This window comes from Streptomyces sp. KL116D, assembly GCF_030766975.1.
Classification (GTDB): domain Bacteria; phylum Actinomycetota; class Actinomycetes; order Streptomycetales; family Streptomycetaceae; genus Streptomyces; species Streptomyces longispororuber_A.
In genome coordinates this window covers 213864-231561 of the sequence record NZ_JASERH010000057.1, presented here as the reverse complement: position 1 = coordinate 231561, position 17698 = coordinate 213864, and the positions used below count along the sequence as shown (strand labels likewise).

Here is a 17698-nt window from a genome sequence, read left to right as displayed (position 1 = left end):
CACCGGTCTTCAAGGCGAGACATCGCGCCAGTAGACCAGTGGCAACCAGTGGCAACCAGTGGCACAAGGAGTTCACGTGACCAGCACCGCCGAGACACCCCCGTCAGAAGCCCGGGCGGCCCGCCCCGCCCCTCTCGCCCACGTCGTCTCCATCGCGGCAGCGGCGGCGATGGGCGGCTTCCTCTTCGGCTACGACAGTTCCGTCATCAACGGCGCCGTCGAGGCCGTCCGGGACCGCGCTACGACGTCGGTTCGGCGGTGCTGGCCCAGGTCATCGCCATCGCGCTGATCGGCTGTGCGATCGGCGCGGCGACCGCTAGGCCGGATCGCCGACCGTATCGGCCGGATCCGCTGCATGCAGATCGCGGCGGTCCTGTTCACGGTCAGTGCCATCGGCTCGGCGCTGCCGTTCGCGCTGTGGGACCTGGCGATGTGGCGGGTCGTCGGCGGGATCGCCATCGGCATGGCGTCCGTGATCGGCCCGGCCTACATCGCCGAGGTCTCGCCGCCCGCGTACCGGGGCCGTCTTGGCTCCTTCCAGCAGGCCGCGATCGTCATCGGCATCGCGATCTCGCAGCTCGTCAACTGGGGCCTGCTGAACGCCGCGGGCGGCGACCAGCGCGGCAAGCTGATGGGTGTCGAGGCCTGGCAGGTCATGCTCGGCGTCATGGTCATCCCGGCCGTGCTCTACGGCCTGCTGTCCTTCGCGATCCCCGAGTCGCCGCGCTACCTGATCTCCGTCGGCCACCACGACGAGGCCCGCCGCATCCTCCACGAGGTCGAGGGCGACGGGATCGACCTCGACGCCCGCGTCACCGAGATCGAGACGGCCATGCGGGGCGAGCAGAGATCGACCTTCGCTGACCTGCTCGGCGGCAGCTTCTTCTTCAAGCCGATCGTCTGGGTGGGTATCGGCCTGTCGGTCTTCCAGCAGTTCGTCGGCATCAACGTCGCGTTCTACTACTCCTCGACGCTGTGGCAGTCCGTCGGCGTCGACCCGACCGACTCGTTCTTCTACTCGTTCACGACGTCGATCATCAACATCATCGGCACGGTCGTCGCGATGCTCTTCGTCGACCGGGTCGGCCGCAGGCCGCTGGCCCTCATCGGTTCGGTCGGCATGGCCGCAGCCCTGGCGCTGGAGGCATGGGCGTTCTCCGCCCGCTCGGCCGGCGGCGAACTCCCCTCCGGTCAGGGGTGGGTCGCTCTGATCGCCGCCCACGCCTTCGTCCTGTTCTTCGCCCTCTCCTGGGGCGTCATCGTCTGGGTCATGCTCGGCGAGATGTTCCCCAGCCGGATCCGCGCCGCCGCCCTCGGCGTCGCCGCGTCCGCACAGTGGATCGCCAACTGGGCCATCACGGCGAGCTTCCCTTCACTGGCCGACTGGAACCTCTCCGGCACGTACGTGATCTACGCGCTCTTCGCCGCCCTCTCCGTCCCCTTCGTGCTCAAGTTCGTCAAGGAGACGAAGGGCAAGGCGCTCGAAGACATGGGCTGATCCCGGCCGCGTACCACCGCCCGGAACGGGCCGCCGCGGCCGGGCAGGCGCAGCACCGCCCCCGTCCGCGGCGGTCGAGCCCGCCCCGCCCGCGGCCTACGCCTCCTCGTCGACCCAGCTCATGAGCTTGCGCAGCTCGCTGCCCGTGGTCTCCAGGAGCAGTTCGGAATCCTGCTTCTTGTACTCCTGGTACCGCTTCAGACCGCCGTGGTACTCGGCCATCCACTCACGTGCGAAGGTGCCGTCCTGGATCTCGGCGAGCACCTTCCGCATCTCCGCCCGGGTGGCGTCGGTGATGATCCGCGGCCCGGTGACGTAGTCGCCCCACTCGGCCGTCTCCGAGATGGACCAGCGCATCTTCCCCAGGCCGCCCTCGTACATGAGGTCCACGATCAGCTTCAGCTCGTGCAGGCACTCGAAGTACGCGATCTCCGGCTGGTACCCGGCCTCGGTCAGCGTCTCGAAACCGGCCTTCACCAGCGCGGTGACACCGCCCGCGAGGACGGCCTGCTCGCCGAAGAGATCCGTCTCGGTCTCCTCGGTGAACGTCGTCCTGATGACACCGGCGCGGGTGCCGCCGATGCCCTTCGCGTACGACAGCGCCAGCTCGAAGGCCGTGCCGGTCGCATCCTGCTCCACGGCCACGAGACACGGAACGCCGCGCCCCTCCTCGTACTGACGGCGCACCAGATGGCCCGGCCCCTTGGGCGCGACCATGCAGACGTCCACACCGGCCGGCGGCTTGACGAAGCCGAACCGGATGTTGAACCCGTGGCCGAAGAACAACGCGTCGCCGTCCTTCAGGTGCGGGGCGATGTGCTGCTCGTAGATCTCGCCCTGGACCGGGTCCGGCGCGAGGACCATGATGAGGTCGGCTTCGGCGGCGGCCTCGGCCGCCGTCACCACCCGCAGCCCTGCTCCTCGGCCACGGCCCTGGACGCGGAACCTCGTGCAGGCCGATGCGCACGTCGACGCCGGAATCCCGCAGGGACAGCGCGTGCGCGTGCCCCTGGCTGCCGTAGCCGACGACCGCGACCCTGCGGTTCTGGACGAGGGAGAGATCGGCGTCGGAGTCGTAGAACAGCTCAGCCATGAGACACACCTTCCGGAGAAGCAGGAACGAACGTACTGACGCGAACGAGTCAGGCCCGGAACGGCAGTTGGCCACCCGTCACCAGCATCGCGGCGCCCGGATGCCGCGGCACGCCGCCGCCCGACATCGACACCATTGACACTATCTCACGCTCACCACGCGCCTCATCAGTGTGAAATCCGCCAGACAGTGTCACAGATGCCCCGGCTCCCCGGTCAGTGGATTGACCTCAGAGGGCGTGCCCGCTCCGCCGTGACGACGGCGTTCCGCCGGTGGCACCCGCCCCCTGAGCGCACCCCCTACACCGACCAGCCGAAATGAGCTTCGCCGCCATGCCCCACGACCAGTCCACCACGCCCGCCGCCGCCGCGACGACCGGCATCACGACCCTGGAAGACCTGCGCAGGCACCTGCAGTGGGCGATCGAGATCGAGCACTCCACACTGCCGCCGTACCTGACGGCGCTCTACTCCCTCGACCCCGAACGCAACGCGGACGCCGCCCAGTTGATCAGCGGAGTCTTCGTCGAGGAGATGATCCACCTCGCCCTGGTCGCGAACCTGCTGAACGCGGTCGGCGGCCGACCCCGCCTGGACGTACCGCACATGATGCCGCCGCACCCGCGCACCATGCCGCACGCCGACCCCTCCATCGAGCTGTCGCTCCTGCCGTTCGGCAAGGAGGCCCTCGGCATGTTCCTCCGCCTCGAACAGCCCGCGCGCCCCGGAGACCCGGCGGAGGGCGACGACTACGAGACGATCGGGCAGTTCTACGACGCGGTCGAGAAGGGCCTGCGGGACCTGTGCGCCGAACTGGGCGAGGACCAGGTCTTCACCGGTGACCCCGCCCGCCAGGTCGCCGGCGGCCCGTTCGCCCACACGGCGGGCCACCTCGCCCCGTCACCGACCCGGCCACCGCACTCGCCGCGCTGGAGGAGATCGTCGAACAGGGCGAGGGCGCGGCACGCGCGCCGACGTCTGGGACGGCGACAAGGACCTGTTCCACCCCGAGACCAAGGCCGTCTCCCATTACTACCGGTTCCAGGAACTCGCCGTGGGCCGCCGCTTCCAGCCCGGCGACACACCGGAATCCGGCCCCACCGGTGACCCCGTGACCGTGGACCCGGCCGGCATCCGTCCCGTCCGCCCCGACCAGCGGCTTGCGGACCACCCCGAGGGCCACGCGATCCGCACCGCGCAGGAGGCGTTCAACCAGAGCGTACTGCAAGATGCTCCAGATGCTGGAACAGGCCTTCAACGGCAACCCGGCGATGCTCGGCATGTCCGTGGGCACGATGTACGCGGCCAAGGGCCAGGCGCAGGGCCTGATGGCGATGCGGGACGACGACGGCCTGGCGGCCGGCCCCACCTTCGAGTACATCGCCCCGAGGACCGGGTCTAGCGCACACCGCCGACGGCGACCGAGGGCGCTCGGCCGACACGGCGGAGCGCCCTCACCCGTCGACACGTCCGTGCCGCCCGAGGACGACGGAACCCGGCGACGAGCAGCGAGGCGACAACGCCCGTACCCAGCACGGCGAACGGTGTGAACGTCAGGCAGAGGACGGCCAGAGCCGCGGCGGGCGGAAGGACGTCGGCCGCCGTGGACAACTGGGCGGCCCGCCGGTGCAGCAGCCAGCCACACAGGTGACGAAGAGGGCGACGGGCACCGTGTACACCGCCGCGGCCTGGACGTCGGTGAGCGCACGAGCGCCAGGGCCGTGGGTGACGTGGGTGACGTGGGCGACGTTCACCGCGAGCGCCGCGCCGACGGCGGCCGCGGCGGCGAACACGACGTAGTGCCCGTAGCCCACAGCATCGCCGTCCGCTGCGTGCACGCAGACGGACGCGGCGCATCCTGACGCGAAGTACATCCACCACAACGCGAAGACGGTCGGCAGTCCGCCCAGCGCGACGGGCAGGACGGAGCCGAAGTCCTTGTGGGTGTCCAGTGCGGCACCGACGGCGAGACCGGCGGCCATGACGGACTCGCCGAGCACGATCAGCGTGAACAGGCCGTAGCGCTCGGCTATGTGCTGCGGATGCCAGGTGGTGCCCTCGGCCCGCTCAGCCCAGACCGGCACCGCGAGCTCCAGCACGGCGAGCACGGCGAACGTGACCGTCCCACCGCCGACCGGCCCGGCCACCGACCCGCCCACCGGCAGCGCCAGCCGAGCCGAGCCACCCGACCTGCAGCACCAGAGTGCCCTACGGCGTACGCAGCGCGGACCGCCGCCGCTCACGATCCGTACAAGCGGCGCGCAACCACTGACTGACCATGGCCAGCCGCATCACCACGTACACGCGATGAAGGTGAAGTCCCCGTGCTCCAGCGCCTCGGCGGCCCCCGCGGCCATGACCAGGGCGATGATCTGAATCAGCGTCAGCGAGACGGTACGGGACGTCGTCGGTGTCGTAGGCCGAGGCGAACCAGGTGAAGTTCATCCCGACGCCCGCAGATCGCGAAGAACACGAGCGCGTAGCCGAGCAGCCCGTGCCCCGCCCGGCCCGACGCGATCTCGTGCTCGAACGCCGACGACGCCTGCGCGACAGCGGCGACGAAGCAAAGGTCGAAGAACAACTCCAGCGCGCTGGCGGCCCGGTGCTCCTCACCGGCGTGCCGAGGCGCGCATCGGCCGGTACCAGGCGGAGAACGCGTTCGTGGACTGACTCATGACGTCCTGATCTGGAGGGCGGGGAGGGTGGGGAGGGCCGTCGGTTGACGAGCACCGTCCGATGCGGACGAGTGTGCGCGGCGGCCGGGAGCCGTTGTGGCCGTCTCCTACGACCGGCTCGGCGCGGATTTGTGACAGCGCTCCAGCGGGCGAGGGCGTGCGGTGACACTGTTCTCATGCAGATACCTGTCGAGGCCGTAGCCGCCACCGCGCTGATCGAGGTCGTGAGGATCACCGGCCTCCCTGCCGAACGAGGCGCCGCATACCCCGGCGCGACCGCCCACTGGACCGGCGACGAGACGGCCGACGCCCTGGCCCTGATGGGCACGCTGCCCGGCAGCGTGCAGCACCGCTGCGGTTTCTCGCCCGGCTGGGGTATCCGCGCGTACGGGGACTCGCTCGACCAGGCCCTCTTCGAGGCGGCGTTCTGCTTCACCTGCCATGAGGTCCGGATGCGAGGGAGCGGCCGTTCCGTCGTCGCTGACGACGCAGTTCTTCGACGTGGACTCCGCGCCGGCGCAGGCTCTCCTCGCGCTCTTCCGCTCCACGGCGCCTGAGCCGCCACGCCGCCTGCCGGGCAGCAGCGCGACACGCCAGAGTGGGCCCGGCCGTCGAGGCGGCCGGGCCCACCCTGGGAGTTCAGCGGTTCAGCGGTTCCGGCGGTCAGGACGCGACGAACCGCGCGATCTGACCGAGGACGACGGTGTCCGTCAGATACCCGATGTGGGTCTGGCAGAGCACGTTGTTGTTGGTCGCCCCGTCGAGTCCCAGGGTGCTGGTGTACGGGATGATGATGCCGTCGCACGCCGAGTACCAGGTGGCGTACTTGGTGGAGCCGGGCGTCTCGTCACCGGACGAGATCTGCGAGATGAACGAGGAGCCCGGGTACATCTGCTGGCAGGTCGTGTAGATCAGACAGGCGCCGGCGTACGTGGTGCCGTGGTTGGCGCCCGCGATCGAGGCGAGGTGGCTGACGCTGAGTGTTTCCGCCCAGCACCTTCAGGTAGTACTGGCTGACCAGCCCGCCCATCGAGTGGTTGACGATGGCGACCTTGCTCGCGCCGGTCCGTGCCTTCACGGTGTTGACGTAGGAGGCGAGGCCCTGGGCGTTGGTGATGTTGTTGCCGTACGAGTTGTACTCGTAGGCGAAGAGGTTGGAGCTGGACCAGCCGTTGGCGCGGAAGACGCTCATGGCGGTGACCCAGTTGGAGGCGCTGCCGGTGTAGCCGTGGACGAAGACGACCGGCGTGCTGGTGGACAGTGGCTGCGCGGCGGCGGCCGGGCGGTGGTCCGCGTGGAGGTGGCCTGCGCGACGGCGGCCGATGCGGGTCGGCGCCCGCCGTCGTCGTGGTGGAGGAGAAGAAGGCGAACGCGGCGGCGGTGGCCGCGAGTACGCCGAGCAGCCGGCGCGGGTGATGCGGGCGGTGCGAGGGACGGGTGGAGCCCATGGAGCCCTCCTGACGGGGGTGTGCGGGTACCTGGTCCGGATCAGGGTGGGGGCAACGGGCCGAGTGCCATCGGCGAAATCACCGGTGCGCGTAAGTCGTACTGCGACGGCACCCCTCTTAACACGCCTTGAATTAAGTACTGTTGGATCCCCGGGAGGCCCACCGGGCGCTTTGCTGTGTTCAAGTCCTCGTGGCCGTAACCGCGTTGACGGCCATCTTGGTTTCATCTCTTGACGACTTTGGTGCAGACCTTTAGGTTCCCGTTCGCCACAGCTTCATGAATGCACCCGGTGTTCATACCCATGAACATCTGCACCCCCATCAACGGCCTCCCATGAAGGGCTGCGAACCCCCATGTCCCCGATGTCCCCACGCTCCCCATCACCCCAGTCCCCCGCACCCGCTCACGCCTCCACCCGCAGCACCGCCCTGCGCACCTGCTCGCCACCGCCCTGCTCGCGGGATCGACGACCGCGCTCGCCGCGTCCCCCGCCGCCGCGGCCACCGGCACCATCACCGGACTCGGCGGCAGAGTGTCTCGACGTCGCCGCCGCCAGCTCCGCCAGCGGCACGGCCGTCCAGCTCTACGACGTGCAACGGACCGCCGCCCAGCAGTGGACCGTCGGCACCGACGGAACCGTCCGCGCCCTCGGCAAGTGCCGCCTGACGTCACCGGCAATTCGACCGCCAACGGCGCCAGACTCCAGCTGTGGGACTGCGCCGGCAGCGCCAACCAGAAGTGGACCGTCACCGCCGCCCGCGACCTCGTGGGCCAGCAGTCCGGCAGGAGTGCGCCGACGTCACCGGCAACACCTCGAGCGGACGGCACCCGGTCCAGATCTGGACCTGCACCGGCGCGCCAACCAGAAGTGGACCGCGCCCAGCGGCGGCGGCACCACGCGCGGCCGCGCCGATGGCCGTCGCCCCGTACCTCTACAACGGCTGGGGCAGCGGCCCGCCCAACCCGGTCACCGTCATAGAACGCCACCGGCGTCAAGTGGTTCACCCTCGCCTTCGTCCTCAGCAACGGCACCTGCAGCCCCAGTGGGACGGCGGCCGCCCGCTCACCGGCGGCGTCGACCAGCAGACCGTCAACACCGTGCGGGCGAACGGCGGCGACGTCATCCCCTCCTTCGGCGGCTACAGCGGCAACAAGCTGGAGAGCTCCTGCTCCAGCGCCTCCGCGCTCGCCGGCGCGTACCAGAAGGTCATCGACGCCTACGGGCTCAAGGCCATCGACATCGACCTGGAAGCCGGCGCCTACAGCAACGGGACCGTGCAGCAGCGCACGGTCGACGCGCTCAAGACGGTCAAGGCCAACAACCCGGGCATCAAGGTGTACGTCACCATCGGCACCGGCCGGTCGGGACCGGACACGAGCCTGATCAACCGGGCCGCCAACTCCGGTCTCACGGTCGACAGTTGGACCATCATGCCGTTCGACTTCGGCGGTGCGGGACAGAACTATGGGGACGCTGACGACCCGGGCGGCCGAGGACTCAAGAACGCCCTCGAGAACGCGTACGGCTACGGCGACGACCAGGCGTACCGGGACATGGGCATCTCGTCCATGAACGGGATCACCGACGACAACGCAGACCGTCACCGCCGACTTCCAGACGATCCTCGGCTGCGCGCAGCGGCACCACCTCGCGCGCCTGACGTTCTGGTCGGCCAGCCGCGACCGGCCCTGCTCCGGCGCCTGCCCGAACGACGACACCTGCTCGGGTGTGTCGCAGAGCGCCTGGCAGTTCACCGGCATCCTCGCCAAGTACACCGGCTGACGGCCCACCCCACAGGAGACCTCCGTGTTCACATCTGTGTTCACATCCCTGCGCAGACCCGATTCCGGTCCGCGCTCGGACACCGGATACCCAGAGCCCTCACCGCGATCGCGCTCGTGGCGACGACCGCGGCGGGCGTCGAGTTCGCCGATGCAGACACCGGCGAGCGCGCGGCCCAGCGCCGCGGCGCGCGCGCTCCCGACCGGCTCCACCACCGTGATCAGCAAGGGCAGCGGCAAGTGCGTCGACGCCCGCGCGGCGGCGAGCGCCGACGGCACCGCCGTCCAGCGGTACGGCTGCAACGGCAGCAGCGCCCAGAACTGGCGGCTGGTGGCCACCAGCGGGACGGCTACTACCGCGTGAACAGCGCCCTGGACGGCAGTAAGGCGTGGGACGTCACCGACGTGTCGACCGCCGACTCGGCCGCCGTCCAGCTGTGGTCGTACTCCAGCGGCGCCAACCAGCAGTGGCTGCCCGTCGCCGAGGCCGACGGCGCGTACCACTTCGTGAACCGCAACAGCGGCAAGTGCCTGGACGTGCCCGCCGCCTCCACCGCGGACGGCGTGCAGCTCGCGCGAGTACACCTGCAACGGCACCGCAGCGCAGTCGCTTCACGTTCGGCGGCGGCACGACGAGACCCGCACCCGGCACCCCGACTTGGGTCCCAACGTCGCCGTCTTCGACCCGTCGATGTCGTCGTCAGCATCCAGTCCAAGCTGAACTCGGTCTTCGCCCAGCAGGAGACCAACCAGTTCGGCGCGGCCCGCCGAGCCCTGCTGTTCAAGCGGGTACGTACAGCGCCAACGCCAACGTCGGCTTCTACACCCAGGTCGCGGGCCTCGGTCTCTCCCCGGACGACGTGACGATCAACGGCTCCGTGCGCGCGGAGGCCGACTGGTTCCAGGGCAACGCCACGCAGAACTTCTGGCGCTCGGCGGAGAACATGTCGGTCAGCCCGACCGGCGGCACCGACCGTTGGGCCGTCTCGCAGGCCGCCCCGTACCGGCGCATGCACGTGCGCGGCGGCCTCGCGCGCTCGACGGCTGGCGGCTGGTCGCGGCGGCTCATCTCGACGCGCAGGTCGACGGCCAGATCCGCTCACGCTCCAGCAGCAGTTCCTCACCCGCAACTCCCAGATGGGCGGCTGGTCGGGCTCCAGCTGGAACATGGTCTTCGTCGGCGACCAGGGCGCACCGCCCAGTCCTTCCACGTACACGAACGTCGCGAGCACCCCGACGATCCGCGAGAGGCCGTTCCTCTACGTCGACAGGGGCCGGCGCCGCAAGGTGTTCGTGCCCGCCCTGCGCGCCAACGCCACCGGCACGACGTGGGCGGCGAGACCCCGGCGGCATGCGTCGCTCCCGCTCGACCAGTTCTTCATCGTCAGAAGCCCGGCGCCACCGCCGCCGACATGAACGCGGCCCTGGCCTCCGGCAGAACCTCCTGGTCACCGGCGTCTACCACCTCAGCCAGACGCTCGGCATCACCCGACCCCGACACGGTCGTCCTCGGCATGGGCCTCGCCACCCTCGTACCGGACGGCGGGATCACCGCGATCAGCACCGCGGACGTCGACGGCGTCCAACTGGCCGGCCTCCTCATCGACGCGGGCACCGCAGCTCCAGACCCTCGTACGGATCGGCCCGAACGGCGCGTCCGCGAACCACGCGGCCGACCCGATCCAGCTCTCGGACTTCTTCGTCCGCATCGGCGGCGCCACCGTCGGCAAGGCGACCAGGTCGGTCGTGCGTGAACAGCGCGAACACCATCGTCGACCACACCTGGATCTGGCGCGCCGACCACGGCAACGCAGCGGCACCGTCGGCTGGACCACCAACACCGCCGACACCGGCCTCGTCGTCAACGGCGCGAACGTCACGCGTACGGCGCTTCGTCGAGCACTTCCAGAAGGCCCCAGGTCATCTGGAGCGGCGGCGGCGGCCGCACGTACTTCTTCCAGAACGAGATGCCCTACGACCCGCCTAACCAGGCCGCCTGGATGAACGGCGGCGGCAGGGATGCCGCCTACAAGGTCGCCGACTCCGTCACCGGCCACGAAGCGTGGGGACTCGGCAGCTGCTGCTACTTCAGCACCAACTCCAGCGTGGTCGCTCGACCGCGCCTTCGAGGTGCCGAACACCTCCGGCGTCAGGTTCCACGACATGGTCACCGTCTCCCTGGGCGGCACCGGCACCATCAGCCACGTCATCAACAACACGGGAGGCCGTCAACGCACTCCAGCGTCGCCTACCTCACCACCTACCCGTGAGACGACCGGAAGGACGGACACCCCATGTATCGACGCATAGGACGCACGCCTCCTGGTGCTCGCGGCCCTGCTCGGCCTGGCCTGCGCCACCGGCCGCCGCCGCCCACCCGAGCAGCACGGCGGCAGCGGCGGCGGCCCCTTCAAGGTGCTCGGCCTCTACAGCGGCACCTGGGACGCGGCCCACATCGACTTCGAGAAGGAGGCCAGCGACTGGCTGCCCAAGCAGGCGGCCGCGAACGGCTTCACCTACACCGCCAGCGGCGACTGGAACCTCCTCGCCAACGGCGGCGTCAACGCCTACCAGGTCGTCCTCTTCCTCGACGACCTCCCGCAGACCGCCGCCCAACGCACCGGATTCGGCAGTACATGCGCGGCGGCGGCGCCTGGATGGGCTTCCACGTCTCCGCGTTCACGACGGACGCGGCGAGCTGGTCCTGGTACCACAACACCTTCCTGGGCAGCGAGCAGCTTCAAGTCCAACACCTGGGGCCGACATCGGCGACCCTCAGGTCGAGGACCGCACCCACCGTCACGGTGAACCTGCCCGCCACGTTCGCGTCGTCGGTCAGCGAGTGGTACAGCTGGTCCAACGACCTGCGCCAGAACCCCGACATCAAGATCCTCGCGTCACGTGGACCAGCAGCTTCTGGGCACCGACCCCAACCAGTCCTGGTACAGCGGCTGTCACCCCATCCTGTGGACCAACACGAAGTACAAGATGCTGTACGCGAACTTCGGCCACAACGCGATGAACTACGGCACGCCAACACCCGCACGTCCTCGACGTTCGCCAGCGCGCAGCAGAACCGCTTCCTGCTGGACGGCCTCAAATGGCTCGGCGGCGCGGACAGCACCACGCCCCACAGGACGACACCCTCGACGAGACGTCCTGGTACGCGCTGAAGAACGCAGGCAACGGCACCTGCGTCGACGCCCGAGCGGCCGCCACCACGAACGGCACCGCGATCCAGCGGTACACCTGCAACACCACCCAGGCCCAGCGGTTCCGCCTGACCGCGACGGACAGCGGATACCGCCGCATCGCCGTACGCCCGAACCCCCAACAGGTCATCGACGTCACTGACGTATCGACCGCCGACAACGCACCCCTCAGCTCTGGTCCTACGGAGGCGGCCAGAACCAGCAGTGGCTCCCGGTGAAGGGACGACGACCGGCCGCTACCGCTTCACGCGCCCGCCACGGCGGCAAGTGCCTGACGGCGGCCGCGACGGCCACGGCAGCACACAACTCACCCAGCGGACGTGTGATGGCTCGGCTGCGCAGAGCTTCGCGGTGACTGCCGGCTGAGTCGCGATGGGAGTGACCGGCATCTTGTGCGGGCGCCCGATCGGGGCGCCCGCCTTCCTCACGGCGTCCGACGCACCGGCAGGGGCGGTGCGTGGGGATCTGCAGTGGCAGTATGGACAGATGGGTGCATACGACGGCTACACCGGGCGGATCGAAGTCGACGATCACACGATCACGATCCTCCGGCAGGGGATGGCGGCCAAGCTGTCCGGTCAGCGCGTCCCGGCTCGCACGCTGCCCTTGGCGGCCGTCTCGGACGTGGCCTTCAAGGACGCGTCACGCCTGGTCAACAGGGCATCTCAGATTGCCTTCGGTGGCGAGCCCCTGCCGGCGCTGACGGCGACCACGGCGGCGTCCGACCCGAACACCGTCCTGTTCCGGCACAAGCAGCGCAGGGAGCGTTCCGGAGCTGGCCGCGTTCCTGCAGAAGGTGGTCGCCATGAACCGCAGCCAGGGCCTGGACAGCGCCCAGTGTACGCGGCCGCGGACGACCCGCAAACCCACCACGTCGGCAAGCTCGACGCCTACGCGCAGCGCCTCGGGAGAAGAGCGCCACGCTGCAGGCGCAGAACGCGGAGCGGCAGGAGGCAGGGCGGCGAGGACCGGGGCGAGAAGCTGGCCGCGAAGCTCGACCCGAGCGGCGAGCGCCCCGACATCGTGGCGGCCGCCGCGCGCATGAGCAACCACGGCTGGGTGGCGGGCGCGAGTTGAAGAAGCTCGCCGAGCACCTGCACGACGGCGAGGAGGTCCGGCTCATCGCCCAGGGCACGTACGCGGACCGGCAGGGCATCCTCGTCCTCACGGACCTGCGGCTGCTGTTCCTGTTCCACGGTCTGGTCAGTCAGGCCAAGGAGGACTTCCGCTGCGCCTGATCAGCTCGGTGCAGACCAAGAGCGGCATGGTCACGGGCGAGCTGCGGGTGTTCGTGTCCGGGAACAACTTGCGGTGATCAGGGCATCATCAAGAACGACACCTCGCCCCGCTGGCAGACGCCGTCCGTGAGGCATCGCCGCCGCGAGCACGCCCCCTCCGCCCCGGCTGCGACCGCTGCCGCCCCCGGACCCCGGACGTCTTCGCGCAGATCGAGAAGCTGGCCGACCTCCCGCAGGGCGGGCATCCTGGCGACGAGGAGTTCGCGGAGAAGAGCAGGGAACTGCTCGGACGCCTGTGGCCCGCCGAGCCTCACCCACCCTCAGCGCGATCGTCGACAAGGCGGGCGAGGTGGACTCCGCCGGCTGGTTCCTGGCGCTGTAGGCAGCGCCAGGAACCTGGCAGCTGGTCGCGGCAACGAGTGCTGCCCGGTGGTTTCCGATCACTGGATAGCCCGCAGTTCATCGGAGCGCCCGCACGGCGAGGCCGGCAGGCTCGTGCTCAAAGATCGGTGATCGGCCGTACGTAGGTCAAGGACGAGACGGAACTGCTGATTCACCTCTCGGATTGCGCTGACCAGCGCAGAAGGGTCTTCCGGTGAGCGCGGAACCCCGCTTGTCCCAGAGACACGGGTGCGGTTTTCCTGACCGGGCTCGGTCGAGCAGGTGTGAAGTCGGGACACGACTGCGGGAACACGGCCTGTGTGTGGCGTCTGACCTGTGTGAACCGGCCTTTGCGGCTGGTTGGGCGGCCGACTGCGCACAGGGACGTGGTTGCGGATAGTCGCCTTGGGGGGTTCGTCAGAGCGGCCCGGATGCTGCAACATCACTTCACCGTCAGGTGGCGGCAACCACCCGGCGGCGAACGTGCGGTTGCCCGCAGTCCATCAGAACGACAGAGAGTTGAACGTGACCAGTTCCGCTTGCACCGCATGCCCGTCGCGCCCGTTAACCGGCACCGAGGCCAGCATCCTCATCGTGGTCGTCATCGTCGCCGCCGTCCTGGCCGGCGCCGGTCTCCCCCTCGCCAGCATCACCATCCTGCTCATCGAAGCCGGCGCGGTCGGCGCAACTGCTGCTCCGCCTGCGCCGCGCAGCCGGTGCACCCGCCGGCCGCTGACCCACTCCCATGGGGCGCAGCGAGAATCCGATGGCCCAGTGCGGCAAGACGCTGCAGGCCCTCGCGACCTGGCTGCGTGCCGGTCGCGAGGCCGCAGGACTCACGTACGCCGAGCTGGCCGCACGTACCGAGTACAGCCCGGACACACTGTCGCGTGCCGTGTCCGGCCGGAGCGTGCCACGCAATCTGAAGGTCGTGCTCGCCTACGCCGAGGCATGCGGCCTCAGCGGCAAGGAGGCCGAAGGACTGTGGAAGAAGGCGCGGAAGGAAGAGGCGCAGGCGCGCAGTACCCTGACCGGCCACGACGCTCCGGCAGCGTGAACATCCGCGTCGTCAAGGACTTCGCCGAGTTGCACTACGCGATCGTGCACCTCTACCACGACGACGGGAGCCCGCCGCTGCGCAGCCTCGACGCCCGGGTCGACGGTCTGGGGCGCCTGCCGCACAGCACCGTTGCCCGGATCCTGAACGGACGCACCACACCCAGCCGTGAGATGGTCCGCAGCCTTGCCCAGGCCCTCGGCGCGCGCCCGACGGACCTCATCCACTGGGAGAAGGCATGGGACCGGGCCGACGCCGACCAGCGCAGCATCCAGTTGCGTCGGGAGACGGAGAAGAGTCTGCGCCAACGCCTCACACGCACAGCCCCGTGACGCCACGCGATCTGCAGCAGCTGATGGGAGATCTGGAAGCCTCGGCGCGCCGCGAACCCGGGCTCAAGCTGCTGGTCCACATCCCCGACTCCGACGCGCGGATGGAACCCACCGTCCGCATGACCCGCGAGCTTCTCGTCGACCAGGCACAGCGCCGCGGCGAACTGTCCTGCCCTGACTGCGGACGCCCGTCGCTGGGCTACGACGACGCACAAGGCTGGACGGCGAGGCGGTGCGAACAGTGTGCTCCGCCGCCTGCGACGAACGGCGGCACCGTGGCCGAGCCCACCGCACCTCCGGAGCTGCCTCGCCGAACGGACAGCGCTCGCCTCGGGCCAGCCCCACGGTCCTGGCACCCTCACCGTCAAGCCTGCCGCCCCGCCCGCGGCCCCGCAAGCCGAGGCCGCCGGCCCTGCCGTCAGGCCCGGATGTCCCGACCCTGCATCTGCGATTGCCGGCATCCATCAGGTCACCGCAGCAGCCGGACACGACCGCGGTCGGCGCAACTCCGGCTGCGCCAGGCGCTGTTACGCCGACCGGCCCGACCGACTGGTTCGCGCCGCGGGTTGCGCCGGCGCCACGCTTTCGTGTGCGGGAGCCGAGTTGGCCGGCCGCGGACCAGGGCGGGCCGACGCTCCCGCTCATGGGGACGATCCTGCGCACGATCAGAGCTCACGACGAGCGCTCCCGCCCCACTCCGCCCGCACCAGCTCCAGCCCCTCCCCCTATCCCTACTCCTACTCCTACTCCTCCGGACGGTGGCTTCTTCGGCTTGACGACGGGGAGACGCCGGTGCGCGACGTCTCCCGAGGCGCCCCGCAGGACGCAGTGGTTCAGCGCACCGGGAATCCGAAGGAGTAGCCCTGCTGCTTGAGCTGAGCAGCCGGCGCAGGGCCTCGAGCGGTCTGGGTGCGGTCGCCGCCCGCGTCGTGGAAGAGGAGCGTCGGCCCGTTGGGCAGTTCTTCCTGGACGGTGGCGACGATGGCGTCGGTGCCCGGCTGCTCGAAGTCCTTGGTGTCCACGTTCCAGCCGAGCGGCCGCATGCCCCGGGAGGCGGCGAGGTCACGGCTGTAGGGGGTGAGCGGCTCCGCCGAGGGGCCCGGTAGTACATCGGCCGTACGCCCCCGGACGCCTTGGTGATCATGCGTTCGGCGTCGCATGATCTGCCGCGACTGGTAGGACTCGGGCTTCTTGTCCATGGTCGTGTCGTGCGACACGGTGTGTCGCACAACCGGTGCCCGGCCGCGACGACCTTCTTCACGAGGTCGGGGTGGGCCTGAGCCTGCGTGCCCACCATGCAGAACGTGGCCTTCACTCCCGTACTCCGCAGCACGTCCAGGACTTGGGGCGTCCATACGGGGTCGGGGCCGTCGTCGATGGTGATGTTGACGCCGCGTTCACCCGCATCGGAAGCGTGCGCGATGCTCGCCGCGACCCGCTTGACGCCGCGCTGGAGACGGGGGCCTTCTCCCGAGGCGACGACTCGTTCGCGGCACCGGCCTGCGCAGTCCACACCGAGGCGCCCGTGGCGCAGTGTCACGCCGAGCGCCGCCCCGATCAACTTGCCGTACCAGCCGCGCTGCTCGCCGTGCCGTGCCATGTCCGTCCCCTTTTGCGCAGTCCTCGTCGACCTGGTCACCGTGCGACCATCCGTCAGGACGAGAGCTCCGGCTCAGAAGATCCATCCGTTACTGATCACGGACAATTCCGGGAAAGATCGCGGACAAACCGCGGCGCCACCGGCAGCCAGAGATTCGGACCACCAGCGGCGGTTCGTTCGGCCGGCGGCTCGGCTCGCAGAAAGTTCCTCCCACGAGGCAACCTGATGCATTGCCCAGCCAGTTGGCCAAGTATGAGGCAGAAGAGAACGGCGGTTGAGGAATGGGCGGGAGGCGCACGGACGACTTCGAGGCGTTCGTCGACGCCCGCGGCCCCAGGCTGCTGCGGGTCGCCTGGCTGCTGACGGGAGACGCCCATCTCGCCGAGGACCTGCTGCAGACGGTGCTCGCGCGCGTGTGGCCCAAGTGGCACAAGATCGCCGACGGGGAGCCGGAGGCGTACATCCGCAGGCCCTCGTCCACACGCATGCCTCCTGGTGGCGGCGGCGCTGGCGGGGCGAGGTCCCGCACGGCGAACTCCCGGATCGAGCCGCCTCGTTCGGCGCGTGTACGAGGGCGCTGGAACAGGAGGAGGCCCTCGCGGCCGCCGTGCGGTCGTTGCCGGTGCGGCAGCGGTCGGTGGTCGTGCTGCGCTACTTCGAGGACCTCAGTGTCGAGGAGACGGCCAAGGTGCTCGGCTGCGCGCCGGGCACGGTCAAAAGCCAGGCGTCAAGGCGCTGCGCGCGCTGCGGGCGGTGATTGCCGCAGCCAGTGAGGACGTCCGATGAGTGACGCCGCCGGCGACCACGCGGCAGCCACGATCAAGCCGACCAAGAGCGTGCGCTGCGGGAGTTCCTGGGCGCGAGGTGCCGCGGCTGCCCGCATCGGAGGACCGGATGCGGGGCGTACGCGGACGGATCCGGCGCCGTCGCCGCCGCCGTGCGGCCGCCGTGGCAGGAACCACGGCGCTCGTGGGCATCGCCGCCGCCGGCTCCTGCTGCCCGGCGACCCGCCCACCGGCCGTCGTTCGCACCGCCCGCGGCCGCGCCCGCACCGTCTTCCGCACGCCGAACTGGACGGCCTGGCCCTGCGCCTGCCGCCCGGCTGGCACGGGACCGCCACGCGCAAGGACCGCATGTGGGGCAAGGCGGGCCCGGTGGCGTACCTGACCTCACAAGACCTGCCGCAGCCGTTCGCGACCTGCCCGGCGGACGTGAGCGGCCTGCGCCGAACCGGCCGACCGGCGGCGGCAGCGTGCTGGCGGCCGTGTCCCTCGACCGCAGTGTCGCGCTCCACAAGAAGATCCGTACGCCCGCCGGGTTCGACACCAGGATGCTCGGCCCCTGCTGCCGCTCGCTCGGCGCCAAAGCGGGAGCTCTACGGC

14 protein-coding genes and 6 pseudogenes are annotated in these 17698 nt (G+C 70.1%); 13 read left to right on the top strand and 7 right to left on the bottom strand.

Annotated elements, in window-relative coordinates:
• Positions 1–76: 76 nt before the first annotated feature.
• Positions 77–1498, top strand: a pseudogene (locus RBJ77_RS23195) (sugar porter family MFS transporter).
• A gap of 96 nt (positions 1499–1594) precedes the next feature.
• Here RBJ77_RS23195 and ilvC read toward each other — a convergent pair.
• A pseudogene (gene ilvC / locus RBJ77_RS23190) lies at positions 1595–2591 on the bottom strand (ketol-acid reductoisomerase).
• Between the two features lie 317 nt (positions 2592–2908).
• Here ilvC and RBJ77_RS23185 point away from each other — a divergent pair.
• Both RBJ77_RS23185 and RBJ77_RS23180 read left to right on the top strand, forming a co-directional pair.
• Positions 2909–3705: pseudogene (locus RBJ77_RS23185) on the top strand (ferritin-like protein).
• A gap of 123 nt (positions 3706–3828) precedes the next feature.
• Entirely contained in the window at positions 3829–4140 is a 312-nt protein-coding gene (locus RBJ77_RS23180; protein ID WP_372346782.1) for a hypothetical protein, read from the top strand.
• A 3-nt stretch (positions 4141–4143) separates the two neighbouring features.
• Here the strand turns inward: RBJ77_RS23180 and RBJ77_RS23175 are convergent, their stop codons facing one another.
• Together RBJ77_RS23175 and RBJ77_RS23170 are read right to left on the bottom strand one after the other, a co-directional pair.
• Positions 4144–4737, bottom strand: coding sequence for a low temperature requirement protein A (locus RBJ77_RS23175; protein WP_372346781.1), 594 nt, complete (start codon positions 4735–4737; stop codon positions 4144–4146).
• Positions 4738–4973: 236 nt separating this feature from the next.
• Entirely contained in the window at positions 4974–5171 is a 198-nt protein-coding gene (locus tag RBJ77_RS23170; protein WP_372346780.1) for a low temperature requirement protein A, read from the bottom strand.
• 270 nt (positions 5172–5441) lie between these two features.
• Between RBJ77_RS23170 and RBJ77_RS23165 the strand changes: the two genes are divergently transcribed.
• Positions 5442–5822, top strand: coding sequence for a hypothetical protein (locus tag RBJ77_RS23165; protein ID WP_372346779.1), 381 nt, complete (start codon positions 5442–5444; stop codon positions 5820–5822).
• Positions 5823–5928: 106 nt separating this feature from the next.
• On the opposite strand, the gene RBJ77_RS23160 is transcribed toward RBJ77_RS23165, so the two are convergent.
• The gene (locus RBJ77_RS23160) at positions 5929–6156 is read right to left on the bottom strand and encodes a hypothetical protein (protein WP_372346778.1); all 228 of its coding nucleotides are present in this window, start codon (positions 6154–6156) and stop codon (positions 5929–5931) included.
• Positions 6113–6457 carry an esterase/lipase family protein gene (locus RBJ77_RS23155; RefSeq protein ID WP_372346777.1) on the bottom strand — a complete coding sequence of 115 codons (345 nt, stop codon included), beginning with the start codon at positions 6455–6457 and terminating at the stop codon, positions 6113–6115. Before RBJ77_RS23155 ends, RBJ77_RS23160 begins: the two co-directional genes overlap by 44 nt.
• A gap of 693 nt (positions 6458–7150) precedes the next feature.
• Between RBJ77_RS23155 and RBJ77_RS23150 the strand changes: the two are divergent.
• The 6 genes and pseudogenes from RBJ77_RS23150 to RBJ77_RS23125 all read left to right on the top strand — a co-directional run bounded on the left by RBJ77_RS23150 (position 7151) and on the right by RBJ77_RS23125 (position 12946).
• Positions 7151–8497: pseudogene (locus tag RBJ77_RS23150) on the top strand (ricin-type beta-trefoil lectin domain protein).
• A 150-nt stretch (positions 8498–8647) separates the two neighbouring features.
• A pseudogene (locus RBJ77_RS23145) lies at positions 8648–10766 on the top strand (RICIN domain-containing protein).
• Between the two features lie 55 nt (positions 10767–10821).
• On the top strand, positions 10822–11304 hold the full coding sequence (locus tag RBJ77_RS23140; protein WP_372346776.1) for a hypothetical protein: 483 nt from the start codon (positions 10822–10824) through the stop codon (positions 11302–11304).
• A gap of 292 nt (positions 11305–11596) precedes the next feature.
• On the top strand, positions 11597–11926 hold the full coding sequence (locus RBJ77_RS23135; RefSeq protein WP_372346775.1) for an RICIN domain-containing protein: 330 nt from the start codon (positions 11597–11599) through the stop codon (positions 11924–11926).
• 268 nt (positions 11927–12194) lie between these two features.
• On the top strand, positions 12195–12785 hold the full coding sequence (locus RBJ77_RS23130; protein ID WP_372346774.1) for a hypothetical protein: 591 nt from the start codon (positions 12195–12197) through the stop codon (positions 12783–12785).
• Complete coding sequence (locus RBJ77_RS23125) at positions 12782–12946, top strand: hypothetical protein (RefSeq protein ID WP_372346773.1); 165 nt, start codon at positions 12782–12784, stop codon at positions 12944–12946. Before RBJ77_RS23130 ends, RBJ77_RS23125 begins: the two co-directional genes overlap by 4 nt.
• A gap of 884 nt (positions 12947–13830) precedes the next feature.
• On the opposite strand, the gene RBJ77_RS23120 is transcribed toward RBJ77_RS23125, so the two are convergent.
• Positions 13831–13983 (bottom strand): hypothetical protein, encoded by a 153-nt coding sequence (locus RBJ77_RS23120; RefSeq protein WP_372346772.1) that lies wholly within the window; start codon positions 13981–13983, stop codon positions 13831–13833.
• Positions 13984–14072: 89 nt separating this feature from the next.
• Between RBJ77_RS23120 and RBJ77_RS23115 the strand changes: the two genes are divergently transcribed.
• Together RBJ77_RS23115 and RBJ77_RS23110 are read left to right on the top strand one after the other, a co-directional pair.
• Positions 14073–14384 carry a helix-turn-helix domain-containing protein gene (locus RBJ77_RS23115; RefSeq protein ID WP_372346771.1) on the top strand — a complete coding sequence of 104 codons (312 nt, stop codon included), beginning with the start codon at positions 14073–14075 and terminating at the stop codon, positions 14382–14384.
• Complete coding sequence (locus RBJ77_RS23110) at positions 14381–14716, top strand: helix-turn-helix domain-containing protein (protein WP_372346770.1); 336 nt, start codon at positions 14381–14383, stop codon at positions 14714–14716. Before RBJ77_RS23115 ends, RBJ77_RS23110 begins: the two co-directional genes overlap by 4 nt.
• Before the next feature lie 469 nt (positions 14717–15185).
• Here RBJ77_RS23110 and RBJ77_RS23105 read toward each other — a convergent pair whose 3' ends face one another.
• A complete protein-coding gene (locus RBJ77_RS23105) occupies positions 15186–16316 on the bottom strand; it encodes a polysaccharide deacetylase family protein (RefSeq protein ID WP_372346769.1) in 1131 nt (376 codons plus the stop codon).
• 281 nt (positions 16317–16597) lie between these two features.
• On the opposite strand from RBJ77_RS23105, the pseudogene RBJ77_RS23100 reads away from it, so the two are divergent.
• Positions 16598–17102, top strand: a pseudogene (locus tag RBJ77_RS23100) (SigE family RNA polymerase sigma factor).
• Positions 17103–17698 lie beyond the last annotated feature (596 nt).